Source organism: Gardnerella sp. DNF01205 (genome assembly GCF_049244135.1).
GTDB classification, from domain to species: domain Bacteria; phylum Actinomycetota; class Actinomycetes; order Actinomycetales; family Bifidobacteriaceae; genus Bifidobacterium; species Bifidobacterium leopoldii.
In genome coordinates this window covers 221,034-245,652 of sequence record NZ_CP058378.1, presented here as the reverse complement: position 1 = coordinate 245,652, position 24,619 = coordinate 221,034, and the positions used below count along the sequence as shown (strand labels likewise).

The 24,619-nt window shown below is 41.0% G+C and carries 22 protein-coding genes; 3 read left to right on the top strand and 19 right to left on the bottom strand.

Translation table 11 applies throughout. The annotated features are described in order from the left end of the window. Positions 1–254: 254 nt before the first annotated feature. Positions 255–548 (top strand): DUF2089 family protein, encoded by a 294-nt coding sequence (locus tag HXT47_RS01025; protein WP_004110367.1) that lies wholly within the window; start codon positions 255–257, stop codon positions 546–548. Then, positions 545–718: a hypothetical protein gene (locus HXT47_RS01020; protein ID WP_004105682.1), complete on the top strand. Its 174-nt coding sequence runs from the start codon at positions 545–547 to the stop codon at positions 716–718. The genes HXT47_RS01025 and HXT47_RS01020 overlap by 4 nt, the downstream gene beginning before the upstream one ends. A gap of 81 nt (positions 719–799) precedes the next feature. Here HXT47_RS01020 and HXT47_RS01015 read toward each other — a convergent pair whose 3' ends face one another. Continuing rightward, a complete protein-coding gene (locus HXT47_RS01015; RefSeq protein WP_421789125.1) occupies positions 800–2,017 on the bottom strand; it encodes a histidine kinase in 1,218 nt (405 codons plus the stop codon). Next, positions 2,011–2,751 (bottom strand): LuxR C-terminal-related transcriptional regulator, encoded by a 741-nt coding sequence (locus tag HXT47_RS01010; RefSeq protein WP_421789123.1) that lies wholly within the window; start codon positions 2,749–2,751, stop codon positions 2,011–2,013. The genes HXT47_RS01015 and HXT47_RS01010 overlap by 7 nt, the downstream gene beginning before the upstream one ends. Before the next feature lie 193 nt (positions 2,752–2,944). On the opposite strand from HXT47_RS01010, the gene HXT47_RS01005 reads away from it, so the two are divergent. Continuing rightward, positions 2,945–3,556, top strand: coding sequence for a hypothetical protein (locus HXT47_RS01005; protein WP_004574157.1), 612 nt, complete (start codon positions 2,945–2,947; stop codon positions 3,554–3,556). 56 nt (positions 3,557–3,612) lie between these two features. On the opposite strand, the gene HXT47_RS01000 is transcribed toward HXT47_RS01005, so the two are convergent. The 17 genes from HXT47_RS01000 to atpD all read right to left on the bottom strand — a co-directional run bounded on the left by HXT47_RS01000 (position 3,613) and on the right by atpD (position 24,616). After that, positions 3,613–4,212, bottom strand: a complete 600-nt coding sequence (locus tag HXT47_RS01000) for an FMN-binding protein (protein WP_421789121.1) — start codon at positions 4,210–4,212, stop codon at positions 3,613–3,615. A gap of 45 nt (positions 4,213–4,257) precedes the next feature. Further along, positions 4,258–5,103: an ABC transporter ATP-binding protein gene (locus tag HXT47_RS00995; protein ID WP_004105693.1), complete on the bottom strand. Its 846-nt coding sequence runs from the start codon at positions 5,101–5,103 to the stop codon at positions 4,258–4,260. A 50-nt stretch (positions 5,104–5,153) separates the two neighbouring features. Next, a complete protein-coding gene (locus HXT47_RS00990) occupies positions 5,154–6,437 on the bottom strand; it encodes an FtsX-like permease family protein (RefSeq protein WP_421789119.1) in 1,284 nt (427 codons plus the stop codon). Beyond that, positions 6,427–7,761 carry an ABC transporter permease gene (locus HXT47_RS00985; RefSeq protein WP_421789117.1) on the bottom strand — a complete coding sequence of 445 codons (1,335 nt, stop codon included), beginning with the start codon at positions 7,759–7,761 and terminating at the stop codon, positions 6,427–6,429. The genes HXT47_RS00990 and HXT47_RS00985 overlap by 11 nt, the downstream gene beginning before the upstream one ends. A gap of 12 nt (positions 7,762–7,773) precedes the next feature. Further along, positions 7,774–9,045 carry a DUF2318 domain-containing protein gene (locus tag HXT47_RS00980; RefSeq protein ID WP_101885848.1) on the bottom strand — a complete coding sequence of 424 codons (1,272 nt, stop codon included), beginning with the start codon at positions 9,043–9,045 and terminating at the stop codon, positions 7,774–7,776. 72 nt (positions 9,046–9,117) lie between these two features. After that, positions 9,118–9,762, bottom strand: coding sequence for an iron transporter (locus tag HXT47_RS00975; RefSeq protein ID WP_421789114.1), 645 nt, complete (start codon positions 9,760–9,762; stop codon positions 9,118–9,120). Between the two features lie 95 nt (positions 9,763–9,857). Beyond that, on the bottom strand, positions 9,858–11,576 hold the full coding sequence (locus tag HXT47_RS00970) for an FTR1 family iron permease (protein ID WP_064340277.1): 1,719 nt from the start codon (positions 11,574–11,576) through the stop codon (positions 9,858–9,860). 241 nt (positions 11,577–11,817) lie between these two features. After that, a complete protein-coding gene (locus tag HXT47_RS00965) occupies positions 11,818–15,117 on the bottom strand; it encodes a type I restriction endonuclease subunit R (RefSeq protein ID WP_410299506.1) in 3,300 nt (1,099 codons plus the stop codon). Between the two features lie 58 nt (positions 15,118–15,175). Beyond that, the gene (locus HXT47_RS00960; RefSeq protein WP_117008607.1) at positions 15,176–16,129 is read right to left on the bottom strand and encodes an Abi family protein; all 954 of its coding nucleotides are present in this window, start codon (positions 16,127–16,129) and stop codon (positions 15,176–15,178) included. Positions 16,130–16,240: 111 nt separating this feature from the next. Next, positions 16,241–17,452, bottom strand: a complete 1,212-nt coding sequence (locus HXT47_RS00955) for a restriction endonuclease subunit S (RefSeq protein ID WP_117008608.1) — start codon at positions 17,450–17,452, stop codon at positions 16,241–16,243. Further along, positions 17,449–19,053: a type I restriction-modification system subunit M gene (locus HXT47_RS00950; protein WP_117008609.1), complete on the bottom strand. Its 1,605-nt coding sequence runs from the start codon at positions 19,051–19,053 to the stop codon at positions 17,449–17,451. The genes HXT47_RS00955 and HXT47_RS00950 overlap by 4 nt, the downstream gene beginning before the upstream one ends. 256 nt (positions 19,054–19,309) lie before the next feature. Then, positions 19,310–20,341 (bottom strand): FAD:protein FMN transferase, encoded by a 1,032-nt coding sequence (locus tag HXT47_RS00945; protein ID WP_421789111.1) that lies wholly within the window; start codon positions 20,339–20,341, stop codon positions 19,310–19,312. Between the two features lie 344 nt (positions 20,342–20,685). Beyond that, complete coding sequence (locus HXT47_RS00940; protein WP_421789109.1) at positions 20,686–20,895, bottom strand: hypothetical protein; 210 nt, start codon at positions 20,893–20,895, stop codon at positions 20,686–20,688. Between the two features lie 126 nt (positions 20,896–21,021). Further along, a complete protein-coding gene (locus HXT47_RS00935) occupies positions 21,022–21,741 on the bottom strand; it encodes a Fic/DOC family protein (RefSeq protein ID WP_421789107.1) in 720 nt (239 codons plus the stop codon). A gap of 20 nt (positions 21,742–21,761) precedes the next feature. Next, positions 21,762–21,947: an antitoxin VbhA family protein gene (locus HXT47_RS00930; RefSeq protein ID WP_004105736.1), complete on the bottom strand. Its 186-nt coding sequence runs from the start codon at positions 21,945–21,947 to the stop codon at positions 21,762–21,764. Between the two features lie 864 nt (positions 21,948–22,811). Then, positions 22,812–23,126 carry a F0F1 ATP synthase subunit epsilon gene (locus HXT47_RS00925; RefSeq protein ID WP_032835331.1) on the bottom strand — a complete coding sequence of 105 codons (315 nt, stop codon included), beginning with the start codon at positions 23,124–23,126 and terminating at the stop codon, positions 22,812–22,814. A 2-nt stretch (positions 23,127–23,128) separates the two neighbouring features. Then, positions 23,129–24,616: a F0F1 ATP synthase subunit beta gene (atpD, locus tag HXT47_RS00920; RefSeq protein WP_004105740.1), complete on the bottom strand. Its 1,488-nt coding sequence runs from the start codon at positions 24,614–24,616 to the stop codon at positions 23,129–23,131. Positions 24,617–24,619 lie beyond the last annotated feature (3 nt).

The following is a 24,619-nucleotide window of genomic DNA, read 5'->3' as shown; positions in this document are numbered from 1 at the left end:
ATATAGTTATACAAAAGGAATAACATTTTCAAGCGAACTTGATGAAATTATAAACTTATTGAACGTTCTTAGCTCTAAGCAAAATGACTAAATTTTGTATCCATTGGCGACAAAGCGACAATTTTGGCGACATAAAAATGCCGCTTTGTGTCATATCTCTCATGTTTATTCTTGACAAACTCATATAACAACTTTAATATTTTTAATAAAAGTTTAATTTAATTAAAGTTTTATAGGTTGACGAAAGGGGTGATATGGATCATATTCCAAAATGGATGGCTAATCTCACAGACGAAGATATGTCGTTTATAAAGAACTTTGTATTATCGTCTGGATCGTTAAAAGAAATGTCGCAAATGTATCAAGTCTCTTACCCAACGATGAGAATCAGGCTTAACCGGCTCATTGAAAAGCTGCGCATAAGCGACAATGAACCAGAAGACCCGTTCGTTCTTTTAGTAAAGAGTCTTGCTATTGACGATAAATACGATGTTGACACAGCTCGAACACTCATAAACGAATATAGAAAAAGAAAGGATGAATCATGAGCTATGCATTATTTGGTCCAATAATTGACATTCTTATTGCACTTGTTATATGCGTATTAGTGTTCTTTATTGCAAGAAGTCTTATTCGATATGCGCATTCTCTTAAGAAAGACGATAAGTCATCTAAGCAGTCTGCAGAAGATAAAAGAATTGTATTACAAGACTTATAAAACACAAAAATCACACGTTATCGTGGCAAAAATTGCAAAATTCGCAAAAACTGCCACGATAACTCGAGAGTTTAAGTACTGCTAGTTTAGTGGAATAACAACATTGACCAGCCAAGTGTCATCATCTTTTTGCGCGTTTAAAGATCCACCTAAACGTTCCACAGATTTTTTGTGGAATAGTAACCCTTTGCCAAAAACAAGTCTTCCACCAAACTTATTCGACAACGAATTCATGCACATTATTTTGCATTCTCGCTCATCAACAGTAACGTTCATAGAAAAGTCAACGCTAGTACTGCAATGCTTACGAATGTTAGTAAGCAACTCACTGCACATGCGAATAGCACATTGAGCTTTTTCAGTACTAACAGTTGCAGATGCAGCAAAATCACCACTCCCCGAACTTTTATCAACCACTATTAAAGAGCCATAGTACCCAAGCTGCTCACAAATTTGCCGTTCAGCCTGTAAACGCGCACGAATATTGCATAAAAAATCAGTCAAATTCATGCAATCATTGTTATTAGAACTATAAACAAACTGCGTACTAGCAATATTTGAATCTAAAGAATCATCATACTTTTGTTCAGCTTGCTCAAGCAGGCTGATAACAAGTCTCGCTTTGGAAAGTGCATTACGCGAATGTTCAATAATCTGCTCTAACGATTCTTTTGTATGTTCATTGTTCTCAACATATAAAGCATCCGTTGCAAGCAACGTAATATCAGTAATCTCATTGTTCACATCGTCATGCAATTGCAACGCAACAGACGCAATATAAGACTGGAACTTACTTCGTACAATATCCATTTTTGCGCGATTATTTTCTTCCAACATGTTCAAATATTTGCGCAAAGCGTAGCCACAAATCATAGAAATAAGAACAAAACAAGGAAAAGTAAGCGGAATGTACGCCATTTTTGCAAAGTACATAATATTAAGCGAAACTATGTAAGCGCAAAGCAAATACTTCCACGAATCGTAAAAGCCTGCAACAAGCATGCCAGCGAGCAGCGCAAAAAGCACACAAGTTGCATTTACGCCTGGTACTGCTAACGTTACGCAATAAAAAATCGGAGTTACGAGTGATATTTGACGCGGAAAAGCAATCATAAGAAAAGTTGCAAACATCCAAACGTATTGGCACGCAGATTGTAATGGATTGTGCCACAACCCAGCTGTATTACAAGATTGCACATCCATTGACACTACAAGAATCGCCAATATTATGAATAAAGTTCGCTGAATTTTCCAGCTTTTAACCAACTCAATAACGCGCGAAAATGTTTTCATTAACATGCGTTATCCGTTTCTTGCAAAATATTCGTATGATTCTGCGGCGAATCATTCAAATATTGCAGATTGCTATTTTGCTCACGATTTTGCATTGCAGCAAATGCGGATATTGCTTGCACTCGGTTAGAAACATGCAATTTTTTGTAAATTCTATGAATATGCGTGTTAATAGTGTTTGGCATAAGACCAAGTTGAGCCGCAATCTGATTCGTTGTGTAGCCTTTAGCAAGCAGATCCATGATTTTTAGTTCTTGAGGCGGCAAAACGCTACGCGATCTTGATTTAGAAAGCCTAATAAAAGATTCTTGCGGTGTAGCAAAATCGTAAGCAACGTCTTTAACGCAACGGCAGCCATACGCGTGCTGATTATTACAATATTGCAAAGCTTCTGCTAGCCCTTTGAAATTGTCTTTAGCAACCATTGCCTGCCCACCAACTTGCGCCACTGACGAAGCATAGGATCTGCAGTCATACGAAGTCATACCAATTAAAATAATGCTATTGTTTTTCTCACGAATTGCGCGTATTACGTCTACTCCAGACATGTCTTTCATTGACATATCAATCAAAATATAATCCGGAGTAGTTTTTGCTACTTGGCAGTATTCCAAAGCTTGCGCTCCAGATTTTACGCACCATTTGCACGCGTACTCGCTTGGCAAAAGCTTGCTGAGCACGTTTCGCATAACCGCTAAAACTAATGGGTCGTTATCTACTATTGCATACGTTTTTTGCATAATGGCTTTCTTGCAATTTCACGCTACTTTTCTTATATTTTACTTTATAAGTGCGCACAAAATAGAGCAAATTGTGTAGCAAGAAATGATTACAAGTAATGCATGTAAGTCAAATGTGATTATAATAAGTGACAGTATGCGACTTTTGGTTGCGTTGAAAACTCATTTTCAATAATGATTGCAGCAGGATTATATGACAAAACGATTAGTAGTATTGCACTCCGCAGAAGTAGCTGCGATGGCGTTTGCCTCGGCAGCTGCTTTTATGCGTAGTTTTGGCTTTTTTGTTTTGTGGCTTGTTTTAGGACTTCTTTCTGTTGCAATGTATTCTTATGCATATTTTTTCTTGCGCAAGAATGTTCTTGAAGGCGAAAATGCAAGTAACACAAATAATATAGCTGAGCTTGATAGCGATAACACTAACAGTATAAGTAGAGATAGTGAACTTAAGAGCACAGGCAGCGAAAAAGCTTGCGATACTGAAAATTACGATAGCTGCGATAATTGCGATAACTATGACAACAATGTTAAAAACAGCTACGGCTCAGAAAACGACAAAAGCGAAAGTGCCGAAGAAAACAAAGTTGTCGCACTAAAACGCAAAAAAGTCGAATTGCAAAATAAGCAAATACTTAACAATTACTCAAATAATTTAACAAATATTATTACATGCTTTATTTGTGGGCTTATTCACGTTCCTTGGATTTATTACTACGGAATTGCAAATGGTGTCTTAGCATTAGTGATTTTGTGTCGAGTCATAAAGCGCCCACAAGGTCACCCTACGGATAAAAGCGATTTTTAAGGATTTAAGCTTATTGGCAATCTACCATTACGTTGAGCACTAAGTTTTGAGTACATTTATTGCACGGGTTGAATTGAGGCCTCTTGGCGAGCAACATCAAGCGCTTTGTTGAAGGCATCGCTAGTCCAACTTGCTCCAGCAACAACCGAAATATGCAAATCTTTTAGTGACTTTCCAACAATTTTGCCAGGTATAGCTTTTGAAAATGCGTCCATGTGGCCTTTTGAAATCGGCGTAAACGGATGAGATGTTATCTGCACATCGCTAACATTTCCATTTGCAACGCTTAAGCGTACATCAAAACTGTCTTCTGAAACCGGACCATACGTGGATTTGATTTTGTAGTCACCATCTTTGTAATTGCCAGTATCAGTTTTAGACTGGTTTTTAGAATCCCCAGAATCTTCACTTTGAGCTGAAGACTTAGATTGCTGAGCACCAGCATTGTACTTGCCTGAAGGATTACCACCATCATCTGCACTCTGACCAGAATTGCCAGCAAACTCATCATTCATTGGCACAGCACTAGGTTCACCGCAAGCCGACAACATAGCAGAAGATGCAGCTACAATTGCAAGCGTAGCAACGGTTTTTGCAACTTTTTTGGATTTCAAATCATCGCGTGAAACATCGTGAAACATATTATCTGAAATCATAAAATCATCGCCTTTAAATCTTGTATATTTTAAAATCTTGCGCAACTAATCATCTAAATTCGCTAATTTAGGCGACTTAGTAGGCTCATGGTCTTGCAAAGCTTCCACAACACTTTCATCAACGTGAGCACTCGTAAACGCAGGCTTGCCACCAATCGCCTCGTACGCTTTGCGCGCACTCTCATTATTCCAACGCTCACCAACAAGCACACCGTGATTAAGCATAATTTCGCGATCCGCGCATTGAGCAACCAGAGAATCGTGAGTTACAACAATAATCGTAGTCCCTTGATTGTGCAGCTGCTTAAACAAATCGAGCACAATCTGCTCATTTTTTTCATCCAAATTACCAGTCGGCTCATCCGCAAGCAGCAACTTCGGACAGTTAATAAGCGCGCGAGCAACGCACACACGCTGCTGCTCGCCGCCAGAAAGCTGGCTTGGTAAATGGTGAGCGCGGTCCTTCAAGCCAACTCGATCCAAAGCATCCATTGCCTGAGCTTCGTCAACAACAGAATGATAGTATTGCGCAACCATCACGTTTTCAACTGCCGTTAAATGCGGCACAAGATAAAACTTTTGAAAAACTAAGCCAATTACGTTTTTACGAACGTCAGCAAGCTGACCGGCATTCAAATCCTCAAGTTTGCGACCTTGCAAAGACACGGAACCCTTGGAAGGCGAATCCATGCAGCCAATAATGTTCATAAGTGTTGTTTTGCCAGAGCCACTCGAGCCAACAATAGAAAGCCACTCGCCTTCTGGCACAGTAAGCGACAAATCGTCAACCGCGCGAAGAGATCCGTAAATCTTGGAAATATGATCCAAAGTCAACAGCATTTTTGGCTTAGACTCCGCGCCTTCCAACTTATTTTCTACATTCTCTGTCATATTAAATCCTTAACTCAAATCTTAAACAATCTCTAAATTTACGCTTAAAATTATTCTTCTCGAAGCACAATCGCAGGATCGATCTTTGAAGCGCGCAAAACAGGCGGCAACGCAGCAACGCAAGATGCAATAATGCTAAACGCCACCGAGAACGCAACAAGCCACCAATTCACGCCCAAATCTCTAGAGAACACCATTGCTGCAAGCAAACGTGCAAACACATACCCTACTGCGGTACCAGCAACGCCACCAACGAAGCCATATAATCCAGCTTCAGCAGTAAACTCCACGCCAATACTCCGTGCGCTCGCACCCAAAGCTTTGCGCAAACCAATTTCATTTCGACGCTGTTGCACAATCGAAGAAATCGTAGTGCTCACGCCAACCATCATCAACACTAGAACAACTAGCGACACAATGCAGAACAGGCTGCGCAACATAGTAATAATGCCCGTATCAGCAGCAGTAACTTTAGTAACTTGCTGAGCGCGCACACGCATAGAAGTCATGTCGTTAATACTTCTCACAACAGCATCAACACTAGGAGCAGAAGACGAGTAAGCAATAACATCCGTACCACGCTTAACTCCTGTAAGAGAATTTACATCTGCGTTTAGCGCATATAACATGGAATCCTCTGCGCCGCCTGTGTCCAAAATGCCACAAACTCGGAAAGTTGTGCCGTGAGTATCCATAATATCTGTTGAGACTCTGCCTTCAACGAGCTTTTGTTGAGATGAATTTTGCGCTGGCTTATCTGCAGACTTATTTTCAGACTTATCTAGAGATTTATCTGCTGGCTTATGCGAGCCGGCAGTATTATCCGAGGATCTATACGCAATCGCAATTCGAGAACCTATTTTTAAGCCCATCGCAAGAGCTACATCTCGCCCAACCATAACATTTCCACTGCTAGGCCAAGAGCCGTCTACATTCCAATGCTTATTAAGCGACTTTACTGAACGAACGTCTATTCCTGCTAAAACATACGGAGCTGCGTTAATACGCACGTTTTCGTAACGATACGTAGCAGAGCGCATAGCACCTTTTGCAAGAACCATATCATTTGTGTGCAAAACCATTGCGCGATCAATACCGTTTTTCCACTCGCCCTCAATTGGAGTTACGATAATATTCGCTCCATACGCACGCATTTCATCACTCATTTGCTGAGGCACAACAAGGCAGATTGCAGCTAAACAAAACAGCGTGGCAGCACCAACAAGCGTTGCAATAACAGCCATCAAAGCACGCGATTTTCTACGAAATACCGCGCTAAATAGCATGGTAATAAACATAGAATTGTTGGAAGTCATATAAGATTTACCTGCCATGAAGCACCTCCGCAGGACGCACACTCAAAATCGAACGAATCGACGAGCCTGCAGCCGCAAGCACAGTCAACGCAAGCAGCACGAATACCAGAACAAATACCATCGGTCGGAACAAAATCGCAGAGCCGAACACTGTGAAACCAATAATCTGCGCAACAGCAAATCCCAAAGCCATGCCGAGTAACGCTCCACCAAACGCAATAACCGCAGTTTCCATAAGCATAAGACGAGCAACAGCACCATCACGCGCACCCAAAGCCTTAAGCAATGCAAGCTCACCGGAACGCTCAGAAATTGAAGCAGCCATAAGATTCGCCACAGCAACAGCCGCAGCAATTAAACTCAACGCAGTCATCAAAACCATAACAGCGCGCGTCTTATTTAATACGTTACCCTGAAGAGCTGCAACTTGACGAACCTGCTTTGCAACAGCTCCAGGAATTACCTCCTCAATTTGGTAAGTAATCGAACTCGGGTAAGCCGTGCAATACCAAGTTTCCCACTCTTCCTGGCTGAGCGCTGCCGGATTTTTAGCAGCCTTGCGCGCTAAATCATTTTCAGGAGTAGTAAGAGCCTTTACTTCAATCGAATCAACCTTATTCGGTTTATTTGCAAGGCTTTGAGCATCACTAGAACTTGCGTAGATTGCGTTATTGTCGTCGTCGCCAGAATCGTATACACCAACCAAGCGCAACGAAACCTCGCGCCCGTCACGAATCAAACGCAAACGCTGACCAATTTTTAAGTGCAAATGCTCAGCTAGCTGCGCACCTACCATTGCTTCAGATTTATTATCTTTTGCCCAACGACCTGCATTAATCTTCCACCAAGAGCGCAAACCCCTAACACCAACAACCGTTGTTTCCCCGGAAGCGAGCGCAAGCTTACGATTAAACCAAGTTCCAATAATAGGCACTACCAAATCGCCAGAAGATTTCGCTTCAAGATTTGCGTGAACTTTTATTTTTGGCGCAAAATTAGTGATATTAAACGCCCAGAAAATCATTTTTATTTTTGCAGCATCAGATTCTTTTAGCGAAGCAGTAGACTCGTGGCTTTCCGCAGCCTTTAAACTCCCAGAACCATTAGTATCAATCTGCTCGCGAGAAGCATACAAATCATTTACAACAGCACTTGATTTTGGCTGAACCACAATATTCGAACCGTACGAGCCGAGCTCTGCGTTAATTTTGTCTCCAACGTCATACACAACGCTAAGCATTGACACACTAACGCACGCACTTAAGCACACTACGAGAGCAATTAACACACGCTTTTTCAATTGCCGCACAAGAGATCGAGCAACCATGCGCATCATAAACATAGCAACTCTCCCTTACTTAAAATGCGAACTGAGCACGTCTAAATCAGCAGTATGAATTGTGATTTTGCCATGCCCAGCCTTATACGGGAACGGAATCGGATTGCAACCACCTTTAAAACCGATAGTTGCCAAATTAATTGCTACGTCACATTTACGGCAAATAATCTTACCGTCTTTTTCATAGTAGCCTGCATCTCCACAGTTTTCGCAAGCATCCAAGCCAACGCCATACGCTCCACCATTCTTTTTAATGATTATAAAGCGCATAACAGTGCCGTCTTTTGCTTTGTATTGGAAGCGATGCAAATGACCATCTGAAACTTGAACGTAATTAATAGTCGCAACACCATCGTGCAATTCGTACGGTTCTGGAGGCGTAAGAGTTGGTTTAATATTCATAATAGATACGCCTACAGTAAGCGTAAGTATTACTGTGATAGCAGCCAAAAGAGCTGCGAGCGCAGACTTTCGAGATTTCCTTTTAAACGCTCGCTTCGTGCGAATTTCTGCAGCATTTTCACCAACTACAGCCGTTTTAAAGCCGATTATTACGGATGCAGCAGCAGGAATCATGAACACGCTAATTTGCGCCATAATCATTAATGGAGCGTTATTAATTAGCCAAACAAGCACGCTGAAAGAAAAGTCATCCATATAAAGCAGAATGCTTCCTTGCATAATCTGCAAAAGTGAAGTTATGTGTTGCACTAGCAAAATAATCATGCTTAAAACTACAGCAATTTTGAAGCAAATAGCGTTAGATGTAGTGCGCAAAGAACGAACCATAAGGCTTAAGCAAATAGCAGCAATAACGCCAAGTACAAAACCAAGCGCGCGAAGCAACATGTCTGATGTAAAAGGCGGAGTGCTTGAATCTACGAAAATAGTAAGCTGCAAAATAACATCTGGCAAAGCATAAAACACAGTAAACGCTAAGCAACATGCACCAATTGCGTTACTTATGTGCATTAAAAGCGGGCAATTACGCCAATTTCTTACTATTTTGTGTGAAAAGATAACCACAATAATTGCAGCAATATCAAGCGGAACTGCAATGCACAACGCCGGCATATTAATAAAGTTTCGCTGATTAATTACCACAGATGCGCGAAGTATAGCAAAAATAAGAGCTGCAACTGTGCCTGCAGACAGCCCATACAATCTCCAACGTGCGCTTAGAGGCTTATCTCGCCCCTCGCCAACAGTAAGCGATGTGCTTAATCCCATTGTGAGTAGCGCAAGAGGGAGCAGCCCAGGCATAACTGCCACAAACAGTCTGAGCATAACTCCCTCCTTTGCTATTACTTATTATTTACTAAAATTATTAATTAATCGCTAATTATTAACTAGCTATCACTACCATTGACGAGGAGTGTACTTCCAATCGTCGAAGGTTGCCTTAATTGGCTCAGTCCAGAAGCGACCGGTTACGCCGGTAGCAGGATCGACATGAAGCATCCAACCCTTCTTTTCTGGGGATTCAATAGAAAGCACGAGCTTGTAATTTCCAGCCTTGTCAAGCTTAACGTTTGCACCGTAGTGAGGGCCATCGGAAGCGTTCATCTGCATAAAAGTACCCTTGCCAACGGATTCACCGCTTGCCTTATCGACAATCTCATAATTCACAGTCAAATCTGGAATGAACTCGCCCTTACCGTAGCCAAGCTTTGTACCTTTTTGGTTAGCGTGGATATCGGCTTCAAGGTGGAAGCTTGCTTCACTTGCCTTCAAACCCATACCGGTTGGGAGCATATCAACTGGCTGGAAGTACACGGCACCAATAGTAAGAGGTCCAATGTTCTGATCTTGGTGAGGACCAACTGGAACCTCCTCAAAGCCCTTATCGCCGCCCTTGTCATCAGACTTGTTATCAGACTTCTGCTCGGTTGCTTGTGACTTAGCATCAGTTTTAGCTGAATTGCCATTGGAACCGCATCCAGCGAGCGCAAGCAGTCCAGCAAGAGCTAAAGCTGCAATTGCTGTCATTTTATTATTCTTCATATCTAACCTTCTGTATTTGTTGTTAGTTACTTTTATTTAATTGTTGTTATTGGTTGTTTATTAATTATTTATTAGTTGGTTATTTGTTGTTTTGCTTATTTATTTTCTATCGCGCGTTTCCCACGACTCCGCGCAATAGATACGCAAAGCAGTGAAATCACAACAATTGCTGCCACAATTTGAGCAACAATCGTCTCAACATACGGATAGAACCCAAGCCAATCGTTAGTTGGCAAGCCTTGAATATACATTCCTTCGAGAGCATCGCCCTCGATTAACGCGTGCACGCCACCGCCCGCAAAAATTACTACGAGAACAGACATAAGAGCGCTTGTTCCAGTAAAGAATGGGCGAATTGGTATGCGCACAGATGCGAAACGAATCAGCAAGAATATCACTACAAGAACTGCAGCAGCGGAAATGAAGCCTCCCCAAATCATAGAGTCAGCTCCGTTTGAAACTGCAAAGATTGCTTGATAGAAGATTACAGTTTCAGCACCTTCGCGGAACACCGCAAGGAAACTCAATAACACTAAAGAAACCAAACTTCCCTTAGAAACTGCTGCCGTTGTTTGCTCACTAATATACTTATTCCATGCTTGCACTGAAGATCTAGAAATCATCCAATTACTCGTGTAAAGCAGCATAAGCATTGCGAACAATGCAACAACGCCTTCTGTAATCTCCTGCTGCGGACCAGAACCATTAAATAGCAAGCCGAATAGTGCAGCTACAGCAAGAGATGCCACAATTCCAGCCGCAATACCTAGGTAAATATACTTCACCATATTCTTGTGACCGGATTTAACAAGGTAAGCAATAATTGCTGCAACAACTAGCAACGCTTCCAAACCTTCACGAAGCAAAATTACGAAAGCCTGACCGAATGAGCTAGTTATGAATTGCATAAATGGATTTGCGCTTGAAGATGCGCCTTTGTCTAATTTTGCTGCGTCTTCAATAAGCATCGCTTTAAGATCCGTTACGAACTTTTTAGCTTGCTCAATAGTTCCGCCGTTGTTCATTGTTTGGCGGCACTCTTTGAATTGATACTCGACAGTCGAAACGCGACTTCCGCTTATTGCATTCATCACGTTCTTCTCGAAACCAAGCTTTTCGTAATACTGGTAATAGGCTTCATTAATTAAATCAACTGCAGATGCTACTTGAGTTTTATTACCTTTTGCAGACTTGTATTTTGCAACAGACTTGTCGAGAATAACGTTCATTTCTCGAGCAACTTGACCCCACGTACGACCATTGCGCCCAAGGTTTTTCTTTTTTGCAGCATCAAGCTTTTTGCGCTCTGCTTTAATTTGCGCACGCAACTTTTGTGCATAAACATTTGGCTTATCCACTTTTAAGTTGGCATCGAGACTAGATGCAGTTTGTGCAACATCCACTGAAAGAGCCGTTGAAACAGCACTTATTTGTGAACCTTGATTTTGCTGGTATACAAGCGTTTGTAGCTGCTGGAATTGATCAGTTTGTGCCTGAACTTTATTCTGCCCGATTGCATCTCGCACAACCGTAATCATGTTAGAAGCAACATAAACGGAATTGTATGCTGCTTCAAATCGAGTTGCAGCTCCAGAATTATTGCCACTATTGTATTCTGATTGACCTTGTAGCAATTCTTTATTAATTGCTTTAGAAACTTCTGTCCAGCTAGTATATGAACGATCCGCATCTGTTGCAAAAGCTGGAATAGTTGTAGCGAACGAACTCACTATGCAACCTACCAACATGCACACAGCCAGAATCAGTGCAGCCGAGTCACGAATAATTCGGCGCACTTTTACATACGCGCGCATAACATCTCCTCGCGTTCTTCCGCGTCTTCTTGCGATTCCGCACTTCTCACGCGTTTTACGCCTTTTGCGTTAACGCATTTCTGCATATCTACGCGCTCTACCCCAAATTGAGCGCACCCAACTAAAACTTGCCATTACAAAGGCCCCACAGGTACATAATATCGACATATCATGTAGATTGATATAGTTCTACGCAAAAAACACGCAAATATTACAAAAATGATATTGATAACGATAATTATCAATCTTTTTGCGAATCGTATTGAGAAAAGCCAATAAGCCCAACAAACTCATTAAACATGTTTCTCATACTTTCTACAATGCGACTTTTCTTCTCAGTGCGCGCCTTAGCAGCAGCGCCAAATCTGCTCATCCTAGGCATTAAATCATTAATGTCTGTACCAAGCTCACTCACTTCGCCAGCGCTAAAAGATTTCTCCATAAACTTGCGAGTCAAAGCATCGTTTAATCCTTCGCTTTGCACAAGTTGCGCCAAATCATGATTATACTTTTGCTCAACATACTCGCTCCAGCAATCAACAATACTCAACTTGTTGCCGTTAGAATCGTAAATAGTAATGTTACCTTCAGAATCCACAAGCTTCCCGAGCTCATTCTCGTTAAGCTGCACAATAAACCCTTCAATAAGCTTCTTTTTACTACGCAACTGTGGGCTAGCGTCAATCGCCACCTTAATAGAAGCAAGAACATTTTTATCTTTACAATGCTTGCTATGGTACTGTTCTACTAACATCAAAATGTAGTCAATATTTACTTCTACTTGGCGCACAAGCTCCATTTCAAACACAACATCATCCGTAATGTCTGCAATCTCGCCTTTTTGCTCTTTGCGCTTCCATTCTTCATGCAAATCCTGGTAATGCCCCAAGTAATCTTGCATATCGCGCTCTTTGATTATCTCGTTGCCTTCAAATTGATCGAAAGCTTTCAGCATGTTACGTAAGCGCAGAATATTACTAAAAAGCGATATAAACTTTTTCTGATTCTCTTCTCCAACAATGTTCAATCCTTGCAGCGGATACTTTTCCATAAGCTCATTTACTAAATCACTGTATCCGCAACGCTCAAATCCATTAGCATCAATATAACCGTTGAAAATCTGCTCAAAGGTAGGGCAAAGCACAATACCTTGCGCATCTTTATCTCCAAAAAGAGCTACCGCTTTGTCAACTTGATGACTTAAATCCCTAAAGCACACAATGTTTCCGAATGTTTTAACAGAATTTAAGATTCGATTTGTGCGCGAAAACGCTTGAATAAGCCCGTGCATGCGAAGATTTTTATCTACCCAAAGCGTGTTCAAAGTTGTTGCATCAAAACCAGTTAGAAACATGTTGACTACAATCAAAACGTCAATTTCCTTATTTTTCATGCGAAGTGAAACATCTTTGTAATAGTTTTGGAATTTGTTATTTGACGCATCGTAAGTAGTATTAAACATTTCGTTATAGTCTTTTATTGCGCTTTCCAAGAATTCTTGCGAATTTGCGTCTAGCTTTGCAGTGCTTTCTGAATTTTCTTCTCCAAGAGAACCCATGCCGTTGACGTACGCCGAAGAATCTGACTCCCCTTCGTTTACTGCATAGCTGAAAATAGTTGCTACTTTTAAGCGTTCGCTTGGAGGCAGATTTTGCTGCTGCTTTTTGAACTCGTTGTAATACAATTTTGCAAGCTCAATGTCTGCAACAGCAAAGATTGAATTAAAGCCGTTTACGTCAACTGCTTCAGAAGATTTTTTAGGCTCTAAAGTATTGTGCTTATCTGCGGCAAGTTCTTTAACGTTAAGAATGCGCTTGTACTTGTAAGTTTTCTCGTTGCGATACGTTTTTTGAGTAAAATGCTCAATAATGTATTGAACAACATTGTGCACGCGCTCCGGATGCTTAATTACATCGGGTCGATTAATATCTTTAACCAATTCGTCGATTGCTTTTTCAAGCTCGCTAGACGTTTTTACAGTAGCAACGTATTCCACGCGGAATGGCAACACATTTTTATCGTTAATCGCGTTAATGATTGTGTACGTGTGCAAGCACGGTCCAAAGGTTTGCTCGGTTGTAGAAATATGCGTAGCGTCGGAGCCAGCAGCGTTCGCTTCAAAAATTGGCGTGCCAGTAAACCCAAAAAGCAGAGCATTTTTAAAATGTTTTACAATATCTGCATGCATGCCTCCAAACTGGCTTCTGTGGCATTCGTCAAAAATAAACACTATTCGCTTTTTGTAAATTTCATGACTCGGGTTGCTGCTTATAAATCTACTAAGCTTTTGAATAGTAGTTATAATAAGCCTGCATTCTTCCGTATTGTCTTCTAGCTGTTTTGTAAGCACAGATGTTGAAGTGTTACTATTTGCGGCTCCTTTTTCAAACCTGTCGTATTCTCTCATTGTTTGATAGTCAAGATCTTTACGGTCTACAACAAACAAAACTTTGTCAACAAGATTATTGCCTTCTGCGTCTTTTAACGCTTTTACTAGCTGCGATGTTTTGAAGCTGGTTAGCGTTTTACCAGATCCAGTAGTATGCCAAACATAACCACCCTTTTGACGCTCTGATGCTGGCGTTTTGCTCGCATTAGCAAACATGTATTTTACGCGATTCACTATGTTTTCTGCTGCAGTAATCTGGTATGGACGCATAACCATCAAGCAATCTTCTGCATTAAAAACGCAATATTTTGTAAGAATGTTAAGAATTACGTGCTTTGCAAAGAAGGTTTTAGCAAAATCGCATAAGTCGGAGATTATAGTGTTTTGAGCATCGGACCAATAGTTTGTAAATTCAAAACTGTTACTTGTTGTGCTTTTGCTAGATCCTTTACTTTTCTGCTCGTTGTACGCATTATTGCGAGTTGAGTTGGAGTAATACTTTGTTTCAGTGCCGTTTGAGATTACGAAAATTTGCACGTATCCAAATAGTCCGCTTCCAGCCCAAAATGAGTCGCGAGCATAACGGTTAATCTGATTGAACGCTTCTCTAATAGGCACACCTCTGCGCTTTAGCTCAATATGAACCATCGGCAAGCCGTTTACTAGAACAGTCACATCGTAACGATTGCTACGCGCAGGGCCATTTGCATCATTATTGTTTGCATTATCGTTTGCGTTAACAGCATATTGGTTGATTACTTGCACAATATTCTTGTGAATATTTTCTTTGTCAATAATAGTAATGTTCTTATCTACGCCGTCATCTTTTTTGAGTATTTTAACGTTATCTCGCTGAATAGTATCTGTTTTCTTAACTATATCGTCAGTGCTGTTTGCAATATTTTCTTTGAAAAATCTTTCCCACTCGTCATTCGAAAAATGGTAGTCGTTGAGCTTTTCGATTTGCACGCGAAGATTTGCTATAAGATCTTTCTCGCTGTGAATGTGAGCGTACTCGTAGCCTTGGGATTGCAAAATGTTAATGAACTCTTCTTCGAGCTGCGCTTCGCTTTGATAGCTGCCGTCGTTGCGCGCGCTTGGCGTAAACGTAGACATTACAGTGCTATCTTGATTCTCTAACACAATTTTCATTCTGCTTCCTTCTTTCTTACTTACTCACATAACGCATTGCATATTCTACAAATTTAAATTATCTCCAATGTAAATGGTTAAATATCCCATTTTTATATTCTTCATTTTTATTCAGAAAATCTTTTATTTCAGTCTCATAATTATGATTGTTTTCTATTTTTGATACTAAATACATTAAATTTACTAATGCTGCAGCAATAGATTTATCCGTATAACCATTTAATAAAGAAGAATTTTTAACATCACGAATTGAAGGAGTCGATATTACAGTTTCCTTATACCATAATCTACAATGATGAGAACACAAATTACGCAAGTAAACTATTGAATGGATTGCTTCAGAAGATTTACGAATTTCTGTTTTTAACCCCATTGAATCAAAAAGTTTTCGCAACACATTAGTATCTTCGTACAAAGAAATCATTCGTGAAATAGTATCAAATGGAAAAGCTTCAACAGCAGCCCATATTGGTATAGGTTGTTTCTTACTCTTGTAATGTTTTATACAAACTTCGTTAGATTTTTCCAGCCATTTATTCATATTAGATAAAAGATTATTTATGCTTATATTAGATTTTTTAATATACGAATCTGAATTGAGGTATGTATATGCTCCTCCAGAGTTTGCAACGTGATATGCAAATCTAGATCTTAATGTTAACTCTACTTGTGCGGTACCTTTAAGAATAATTGTTCGCAATTCTTCATCCATTTTGTACGGCACAAGAAAATCAACATCTTTGCTGCCTGGCTTAAACTGATTATTGCCAGAAGAAGGATCGACTTGAAACACTCGAAAATACCCAGATAATCTATAGTAGTTGCAGTTATATAGCATACTTTTTAAATTATTTTCATCTGTAACTACTAATCCTCGAGTTTTCATGAGTTGAATCATATCGTCAATAGATTTTGGAGGCTTTGAATCAGCTGAAAAACAAGAAGAACCCCCAGGTTTGAGCACTGTTAGTAGGCTTAGGGGGCTGCTGTTATCAGCAAGTCTATCAGACATTTTTTACCTCCTCAATCTCTTCGGCGAGTCTCACTAGAAATGTAATTTATATAAATTGTAATACTAGATACGCTTTTATAGGTTACTTTACATAAATTGTGCATAACTACATTACGCACGCTTGAAGGTTAGGAGTTGATCGCGATAGTACTCGTACTGCTTACGTCTAGCTTCGATTTCTGCAGGCAAACCTTGAGTTAAATCATTGCACAGAGCATCAAAACGATCCAGAATTTGTACGATTTGACGCTGTACTCCTAGAGGCGGAACGGGGATTGTTACTTTACTCATAACATTACTCATGAGTTTTGCATTACCCATGCCCGAACTTACATAGTTCTTCGCATGAATTGTCAACGCATAATACACATACTTAGTGTCAACTTGACAATCTGATATATCAATAACGCCACAAACATTTGTCACACTGAATTTACCGTCACGATAGAACACTGTTCCAGCATTAGCACCATCAGTTGTCCATGTCACATACTTACCGTCAAACATGTAAGTAGAAATCGCACCAAATTGACCATTATTTTCTGTTTGAGACGAGTAAACAGGATACTCACCTGAATTATCATTTATAAAGCTTTTCGACATTACTTTACCACGAGAAAGCGTAGCAATATCGCCAATCTTCTTATACTCCACACCGTTTGGGCAGTAGCGTGAGATAAGCGAGCGTAGGGGATTATTATCGTTAAAAGTGAGTAAGGTATCTCGATAATACTCGTATTGCTTTTTACGAGCTGTAAGCTCTGCTGTAAGCTCTGCTGTAAGCTCTGTGAAATTGTCCAATATGCGGACAATTTCACGTTGTACCTCCAGAGGAGGGACGGGGACTTGAATTTTAATGAAATCTTTTTGATTCAGATTGCTACGATCGCTAATAGTCATTTTACGTATATCAATCTTGCACTTATGTGAATTGAAATATGTGCATAAATAATACGGATAAACTTGATTAAAATCCTTTATTCTAGAGGTAATTGTAGTAAATCCTATAGATCCTGCATATTCATCAGTAATAACTGCCGACGTACCTACATCACCAGTATGAATAGTGATAATGTCATTCTTTCTTAGAAGTTTACTACTATTTTTTTTAGCGAATGAATCATCAATATGTTCAATATTTTTCAGTTCAATTCTACCTTGTTGAATATCTGAATTGTGAAGTAACAAAACGCCAGAATCTCTTTTATATTTTGTTACAGATGTTGCTAATCCAATACTAACATCAGCAATATCTCCAATTTTCTTATACTCCACACCATTAGGGCAAAGCTCAGCGATTAACTCCTCAAGTCTGCTAGTCATTGAGCCACCTCGCTATTATCAAAGTTAACGCTGCCAGCTTCAATCTCGCTTACAATCTTCTCAATTTGTTCGCGTAACTCTTGCTCGCGAGCGCAAACCGACGCAATCTGCGCGTTAAGCTCCGTAATATCAATCTTCTCGCGAGTATCTTCTGCTTCAACGTATGTAGAAACGGAAAGATTGTATTTATTTGATTTAACTTCTTCTAAAGATGCCACGTGCGCAATATGATCCACATCTTGTCTAGAAGTGTACCACTTAACAATCTGCTCAATGTTCTCGTCCGAAAGCTTGTTGCTATTCGTTGACTTTACAAACTCTTTACTTGCGTCAACAAACAGTATAGAAGTATCATTCCGCTTATTTTTGCGCAAAACCATAATGCATGTAGCAATCGAAGTACCAAAGAATAAGTTGCTTGGAAGTTGAATCACGCAATCAACAGCATTATGCTCAACTAAATATTGGCGAATCTTTTGCTCGGCTCCGCCGCGGTACATAATTCCAGGGAAGCAAACAATAGCAGCAGCACCATCTTCCGCCAGATGCGCCAAACAGTGCAACACAAATGCCATATCTGCCTTGCTTTTTGGAGCAAGAACTCCAGCTGGAGCAAAACGAGGATCGTTAATCATCAACGGATTAGAATCCCCCTCCCAACTCGTGGAATAAGGCGGATTAGAAACAACTAGCTCAAACTTTTTATTAGCATCGATCTGCGGATTTATAAGAGTATCACCGCAAGTAATTTCAAACTTGTTAAAATTCACATCGTGCAAAAACATGTTCATGCGGCACAAGTTGTAGCTAGTAACGTTCTTTTCTTGGCCGTAAAAACCGCCATTAATATTTTCAATGCCTAGCACTTTTTTGGCTTTTAGCAGAAGCGAGCCAGAACCGCACGCAGGATCGTACACGCTGGAAATACTTGATTTTCCATTGGTTCCAAGGCGCGTGAGCAGCATTGAGACTTCTGCAGGCGTAAAGTATTCGCCACCAGACTTGCCAGCGTTAGAAGCGTACAAGCCCATCAAATACTCGTAAGCGTCACCAAAAGCCTCAATCACGTTGTTGTTTACGCTACCAAGCTTCATCTCACTAATCACTTGTAATAACTTAACAAAACGCTTATTTCTGCCTTCAACAGTATCTGCAAGCTTAATATTATTCACATCGTAATCGGAGAATAATCCCTTAAAATCACCAGACGAATCAGTTCCTTGAGAAGAAGCTTCAATATTGCGGAACACACGACTTAATGTTTCGTTTAGATTGCTATCTTGAGGAGCGTTCTTAAGCACATTGCAAAACAGCTCGCTAGGAAGTATAAAGAAGCCTTTTTCACTAATCATTTCACTGCGAAGAGGCTCAGCATCTTCATCGCTTATTTTTGCATAATCAAAGTTTGGATCGCCGCCTTCAGATTCGTGCTCATCTTTATTAATATAATCGCATAAATTCTCGGAAATATAGCGATAAAACATAGTGCACAATACGTATGCTTTGAAGTCCCAACCATCAACAGAACCCCGCAAATCGTCAGCAATCTTCCAAATCGTACGATGCAATTCCGCGCGTTCTTCTTCTTTACGAGTGTCCATTTACTGCTCCCTATTTGTGCAATTCGTGCAAGCGTATGCGCAATATATAAGCTAATTAAATAAGCGCAATAATTACGCAATAATTAAATAAGCGTTCTTTGATATTCTACTGTAAACGCGCACAATCAGCAGCGATAGTACTCGTATTGCTTTTTACGATCTTCAATTCTTGCAAGCAAGATAGCTCGCATAGTAATTATTGGGCATTAGTTGGCATTATCCTGCATTAGTCAACACTATGCGGCATTATCCAGCATTATTCAGCAAAAAAGCGCGCTGGGAATGCGCGCGTTTTGCGAAGCGCATGATTTGGCGAGATTACAGCAAACTCAGAGCCGGTAGTTTGCACGATTTTTTGCAAATCGCTTTCTTGCGATACGAACAACGCAGTTGCGAGCGCATCAGCGTAAGCAGTTGGAAAAGCACAAGTTTTAGCAGGAATATACGCCCAGCTTGCAGAAAGTTTTTGCGAAGGAACGCCGTCTAAAGCGTTAATCAGATGAGTTGCAATTAAATTAGATTCAAAAGCATTGTCTGCAAGGCAATTTGCGTCTTTTACTTTCCAACGCTTTCTTGCAGCAGACGAAGCACACAACGCTCCGCTTGCAATTGATGCCACTCCAACTGCTTGCGTTGTATCAAAAGGATTTTCCAGCGCAACTTTTATTTGGTAATCTTCATCGCTAAAGCAAGCGCGCATATCACCGCCGGCATTTACCAAAAAATCGCAATCCGAAAGCGAATCGTCACCAAGCTCGTCTTTAAGAATATTCGTTACAAGATCTACAAAATAACCCTTCCCAGCTGCCCCAAAATCAAGCTGCACTGGCTGATTTGTGTGAAGCGTTGTGCCGCTGTCATCTCGAGAAATATCTGCCCACTTAACTGGAAGAGAGCGGCGATATTTGCTCCAGCTGCAGCTGACACTGCCACTATTCTCGCTCGCGCTAACAGTAGATTCCGGAACGAATTGCACAGAATTATCGTAGCCAAGCGCAAGCAGATCCGCGCCAATACAAGCGTCGAAAGCTCCGCGAGTGGCATCGTAAAACTCGTCGTAAATTGCAAAAAGCGACCCAGCCCACGACGGAAACTCAAAATCGCCGCCATGCTCCGCACAAGCCATACGCGAAACAAGCGAATCTTCACGAAAGCGCGAAAGCACCGATTCATACTCTTCAACAAAAGCGCGAATCCGCTTCTGCACGCGCTGCGAAATCGGCTTGCTGCTAGAGATAATAATCCCCGTTCCAAGCGCGCGCGCAATCGCAGTAACATTTTCAAACATCGCTTGCTTCAATCCCTAAGTCAAAACTCTCTGTTACTCGTCAAAATCCGCAACAAAACAACAAAAACAGCAAAATGTCGACATAGTTTACAGACAGTCTCATTCTATACCGACATTTTTAAAAAATAGCAGCATAGCACACAAAAACATTCGCCTATACCTACATTCTGGCAAAATGAAGGCATAGCGTGCAAAAAATATTCATCTATACCAAAATTTTTGCAAAAACGCATTATAGAAATATTTATGGCACTGGCAACATAACGCAACTCGTTTCTGCGTAGCACGATTTACGCGTTTTAATGAATACCCATAACAACTAGCTAAGAAACAAATAAACAACGCTACTTAAGCAACCAATCAACAATGTTTTCAACACGAATGCCGTCGTAATCATCGTCCAAAGCCTTACTCAAACTAATAACCAGCTTTTCATAATTATTCTGAATCTTCCGAAGCGGCTTTAACTCTCGCTCGCGCACAGACTCATCCATCATGCTTTCAGTTACTTGAATATAAAGCTTTTCGCAAGCAGAAGTCGCAACAAAATCCACCTTTTACAAGTTTAAGTTATTCATGATCTAAACTTTTCTTTTTCGTGAGTTTAAGTTATTGATAACTCAAACTTTGTATTTTTGCAAGTTTAGATTGCACACTATAGCGATACATAATTGCTAGATTCAATCTATGCCGTAACGAGTTTTATACGCAGCGTAATCCTTATCTTGCAAAACACTAGCCACATTCGGCGCGTATTCGTATTCTTCTTCAACAAGATGCGCAAATTGCTTCTGAGCTAAAAGCTCAACATTCAAAGGCTTTGTAATAATGTGGAACATGCCCTCAAGAAGCTTTGTATCGTTAGCATCTTTAGCCTGGATTGAAGCTTCGTCGTTAACACGCTGCGTTATTAATCCCCAATCGAAATGATACCCAACATCTCGCGCAACTATATCCCAAAAAACACGCTGCGTTCTACCATTGCCCTCACGAAATGGGTGTAAAACATTAAAATTATTGTAATTTACGCTTAGCTTACTAATAAACTCGTCAATAGATAAACCTTGCAATAAATTATCATTTTTAAGCGTTTGCTCACAGTAACGAATCCCAGCACCCATGTATTCAAGCGGGCGGAACGGCTCGCCACCGCCCTTAGACATGTCAATAGTGCGAATCTGACCAGCCCAATCGTAAACATCCTGGAAAAGATAATGATGAATCCACTGCAATTGCTTAACAGTTCCTTCAGCATGCGGCAAGTTTTCGTACAAAATAGAACATCTTGTGAGAACAGCATCGTTCTCATATTTATCTAATTCAATCTGATTATTTATATTAGATTTGTTCTTCAATACCCTTGTGTGAGGAATAAGATAAGGGTCAAAAACTGTTTCCACGACACACACAACCCAATAACTTAATCCATTACGCCATATCTAGAACGCATTCTAGCAACAAATTCGTCACTGGTTATAAGACCTTTAGCATATTGATTTGCGTCATAAAGAAACTCTTTTGAAGGCGAATTGCCTTCAAGTCTGCCTGAAGCTATTGCAAGACCCAAATTTTCTTGACGCCTACGTTGCGTTTCTTTATCAATCATTTCTTCTCCCTGCCAACACACGCACCCAAATCAAAAATAACTACGCACTATTTTACTATTCGCAACGCATTTTGATTACTGCATATTCTGCTTACAACACATTTTTGTTGCATCATATTTTGCGATTTGACGAATCCAGCATCGGCAACATAACGCCACTAGTTTCGGTGCAACATGATTTACGCACTTTAAAACTAAGCAAATCCCACTTCGCAAATTTGAAAATTTTTTAATTTTGCGAAGTCAGATGATATTTGCACAAGCCGCAAAACACAAAAAACAGAACGCAATCGGAAAATGCATAAAGAAAAGAGCCTTCGAACGCGAACACAAATAGGCACTCACTTTCAAAAGTGAAAAAATATTAAAGTTTTGAAAGTGAAACTACGCATCTATTTTCAAAAGTGAAAAATACTACATACTGCGATTCTGAAAACAAAATTAACGATGATTCCAAATTGGAGCGCGATACTGCTACTATCGCCAACACAATCCCAAAACCCAAACCAAAGCTCAAACTCAAACCAAAGCTCAAACCAAAACAAAGCCTAAACCCAAACCAAAGCTCAAACCGAAACCAAGCCAAAGCTCATAACAAACCTCGCACCACTGCGCGGCAGAAACTTTACAGCGGCGTAAAGTTTCGGTCGGATTAAGGCTGTAAAACGTCAGAAACTTTACAGTCATGTAAAGAAACAGTCGCGAAATAGCAGAAAAACGGCAGAAACTTTACACGCGAGTAAAGAAAAAGTCGTCTACACACCAAAAAACGTCAGAAACTTTACAACGCGCGCCAAAAACAAAAGGCAGGAGCTCGGGATACCCAAACTCCTGCCTTTTCGCTTACTTCACTTATACGTAAGCCTAAATCACCTTAGCGTTAGGCAGCACGTTGCCGTCTTTATCAACGTTACAACTATGCTCAACAGCAATAGTAATATGATCAGAATCAACAGAGAAGAAGCCGTCTGTCACTTTAAAAACGTGACGCACACCCTTCAAATCGTCAACCTTCACAAAACCGTGATCAATCAACGCAAGCACAGCCTCATGTCCAGGAAGCACGCCCATAGCGCCATTCACAGAAGGAATAACCACGAACTTGGCGTCACCTTCCCAAACAGGATGCCTGGCTGCCACCACACTAACGTGCAGCGATTTTACTTGCTTCTCCGACATAATCACGCACCAAACTCTTGCTGCATATCGTGCCAACGACGCTCAAGATCATCAATGCCACCGATACCAGAGAATGCCTGCTCAGGAATCTCATCGTAAACACCATCGCAAATGCGAGTGAATGCCTCAATGGTTTCGTCTGCTGGCACATAAGAACCTGGACGACCAGTGAACTTTTCAGCCACATAGAAGTTCTGACCAAGGAACTGCTCAATCTTACGAGCGCGGCTCACAGTAGTCTTATCTTCCTCACCAAGCTCATCGATACCAATCAAAGCGATGATGTCCTGAAGCTCCTTGTTACGCTGCAAAATAGCCTTAACGCGGTTTGCGCAATCATAATGAGCCTGACCAACGTAACGCGGATCCAAAATTCTAGAAGTAGAAGTCAAAGGATCCACAGCTGGGTAAATACCCTTAGCTGCAATATCACGTGAAAGCTCAGTAGTTGCATCCAAGTGCGTAAAGGTTGTTGCAGGTGCAGGATCAGTGTAATCATCTGCAGGCACATAAATAGCCTGAAGCGACGTAATGGAATGACCGCGCGTAGAAGTAATACGCTCCTGCAATGCACCCATTTCATCTGCCAAGTTTGGCTGGTAACCAACTGCGGAAGGCATACGACCCAGCAAAGTGGACACCTCAGAACCAGCCTGAGTAAAGCGGAATATGTTATCGATGAACAGCAACACATCCTGATTCTGCACATCGCGGAAGTACTCAGCCATAGTCAAAGCGGTAAGAGGCACACGAAGACGAGTCCCAGGAGGCTCATCCATCTGACCAAAGACAAGCGCTGTTTTCTCCAAAACGCCAGCATCAGCCATTTCGCCAATCAAATCGTTACCTTCACGGGTACGTTCGCCAACGCCAGCAAACACAGACACACCACCGTGATTCTGTGCAACGCGCTGAATCATTTCCTGAATCAACACAGTTTTACCAACGCCTGCACCACCGAACAGACCAATTTTACCGCCCTGAACGTAAGGGGTAAGCAAATCGATAACCTTAATACCAGTTTCGAACATCTGAGTCTTAGACTCAAGCTGATCAAAAGCAGGTGGGTTACGGTGAATTGGCCAACGCTCAGTTACTTCAATATGCTCGCCAGGCTTAGCATTCAAAATGTTGCCTGTAACATCGAACACGTGACCCTTAGTAACGTCACCAACAGGTACAGAGATTGGACCGCCAGTATCTCGCACTAAAGCACCACGAACCAAACCGTCAGTAGGCTTTAAAGCAACTGCACGCACAGTCGAATCACCAAGGTGCTGCTCAACTTCCAGCGTGATCTCGTGAACGGTATCACCTTCCGTGTTACCAACGGTAGCAATATCGACTTTGAGAGCATTGTAAATATCCGGCAGATAGCCGACTGGGAATTCAACGTCAATCACGGAACCCTGAACGCGGGTTACGCGACCAGCTGTTGGATCGACCTCCTGCTCAGCTTCTGGAGGCGCTGTGGTCTGATTTTCAGCCATATG

Excerpts from the sequence above, each read along its gene's own strand:
- HXT47_RS01025 (WP_004110367.1), top strand. The coding sequence starts at position 255 with ATGGATCATATTCCAAAATGGATGGCTAATCTCACAGACGAAGATATG.
- HXT47_RS01020 (WP_004105682.1), top strand. The coding sequence starts at position 545 with ATGAGCTATGCATTATTTGGTCCAATAATTGACATTCTTATTGCACTT.
- HXT47_RS01015 (WP_421789125.1), bottom strand. The coding sequence starts at position 2,017 with ATGTTAATGAAAACATTTTCGCGCGTTATTGAGTTGGTTAAAAGCTGG.
- HXT47_RS01010 (WP_421789123.1), bottom strand. The coding sequence starts at position 2,751 with ATGCAAAAAACGTATGCAATAGTAGATAACGACCCATTAGTTTTAGCG.
- HXT47_RS01005 (WP_004574157.1), top strand. The coding sequence starts at position 2,945 with ATGACAAAACGATTAGTAGTATTGCACTCCGCAGAAGTAGCTGCGATG.
- HXT47_RS01000 (WP_421789121.1), bottom strand. The coding sequence starts at position 4,212 with ATGATTTCAGATAATATGTTTCACGATGTTTCACGCGATGATTTGAAA.
- HXT47_RS00995 (WP_004105693.1), bottom strand. The coding sequence starts at position 5,103 with ATGACAGAGAATGTAGAAAATAAGTTGGAAGGCGCGGAGTCTAAGCCA.
- HXT47_RS00990 (WP_421789119.1), bottom strand. The coding sequence starts at position 6,437 with ATGGCAGGTAAATCTTATATGACTTCCAACAATTCTATGTTTATTACC.
- HXT47_RS00985 (WP_421789117.1), bottom strand. The coding sequence starts at position 7,761 with ATGTTTATGATGCGCATGGTTGCTCGATCTCTTGTGCGGCAATTGAAA.
- HXT47_RS00980 (WP_101885848.1), bottom strand. The coding sequence starts at position 9,045 with ATGCTCAGACTGTTTGTGGCAGTTATGCCTGGGCTGCTCCCTCTTGCG.
- HXT47_RS00975 (WP_421789114.1), bottom strand. The coding sequence starts at position 9,762 with ATGAAGAATAATAAAATGACAGCAATTGCAGCTTTAGCTCTTGCTGGA.
- HXT47_RS00970 (WP_064340277.1), bottom strand. The coding sequence starts at position 11,576 with ATGCGCGCGTATGTAAAAGTGCGCCGAATTATTCGTGACTCGGCTGCA.
- HXT47_RS00965 (WP_410299506.1), bottom strand. The coding sequence starts at position 15,117 with ATGAAAATTGTGTTAGAGAATCAAGATAGCACTGTAATGTCTACGTTT.
- HXT47_RS00960 (WP_117008607.1), bottom strand. The coding sequence starts at position 16,129 with ATGTCTGATAGACTTGCTGATAACAGCAGCCCCCTAAGCCTACTAACA.
- HXT47_RS00955 (WP_117008608.1), bottom strand. The coding sequence starts at position 17,452 with ATGACTAGCAGACTTGAGGAGTTAATCGCTGAGCTTTGCCCTAATGGT.
- HXT47_RS00950 (WP_117008609.1), bottom strand. The coding sequence starts at position 19,053 with ATGGACACTCGTAAAGAAGAAGAACGCGCGGAATTGCATCGTACGATT.
- HXT47_RS00945 (WP_421789111.1), bottom strand. The coding sequence starts at position 20,341 with ATGTTTGAAAATGTTACTGCGATTGCGCGCGCGCTTGGAACGGGGATT.
- HXT47_RS00930 (WP_004105736.1), bottom strand. The coding sequence starts at position 21,947 with ATGATTGATAAAGAAACGCAACGTAGGCGTCAAGAAAATTTGGGTCTT.
- HXT47_RS00925 (WP_032835331.1), bottom strand. The coding sequence starts at position 23,126 with ATGTCGGAGAAGCAAGTAAAATCGCTGCACGTTAGTGTGGTGGCAGCC.
- atpD (WP_004105740.1), bottom strand. The coding sequence starts at position 24,616 with ATGGCTGAAAATCAGACCACAGCGCCTCCAGAAGCTGAGCAGGAGGTC.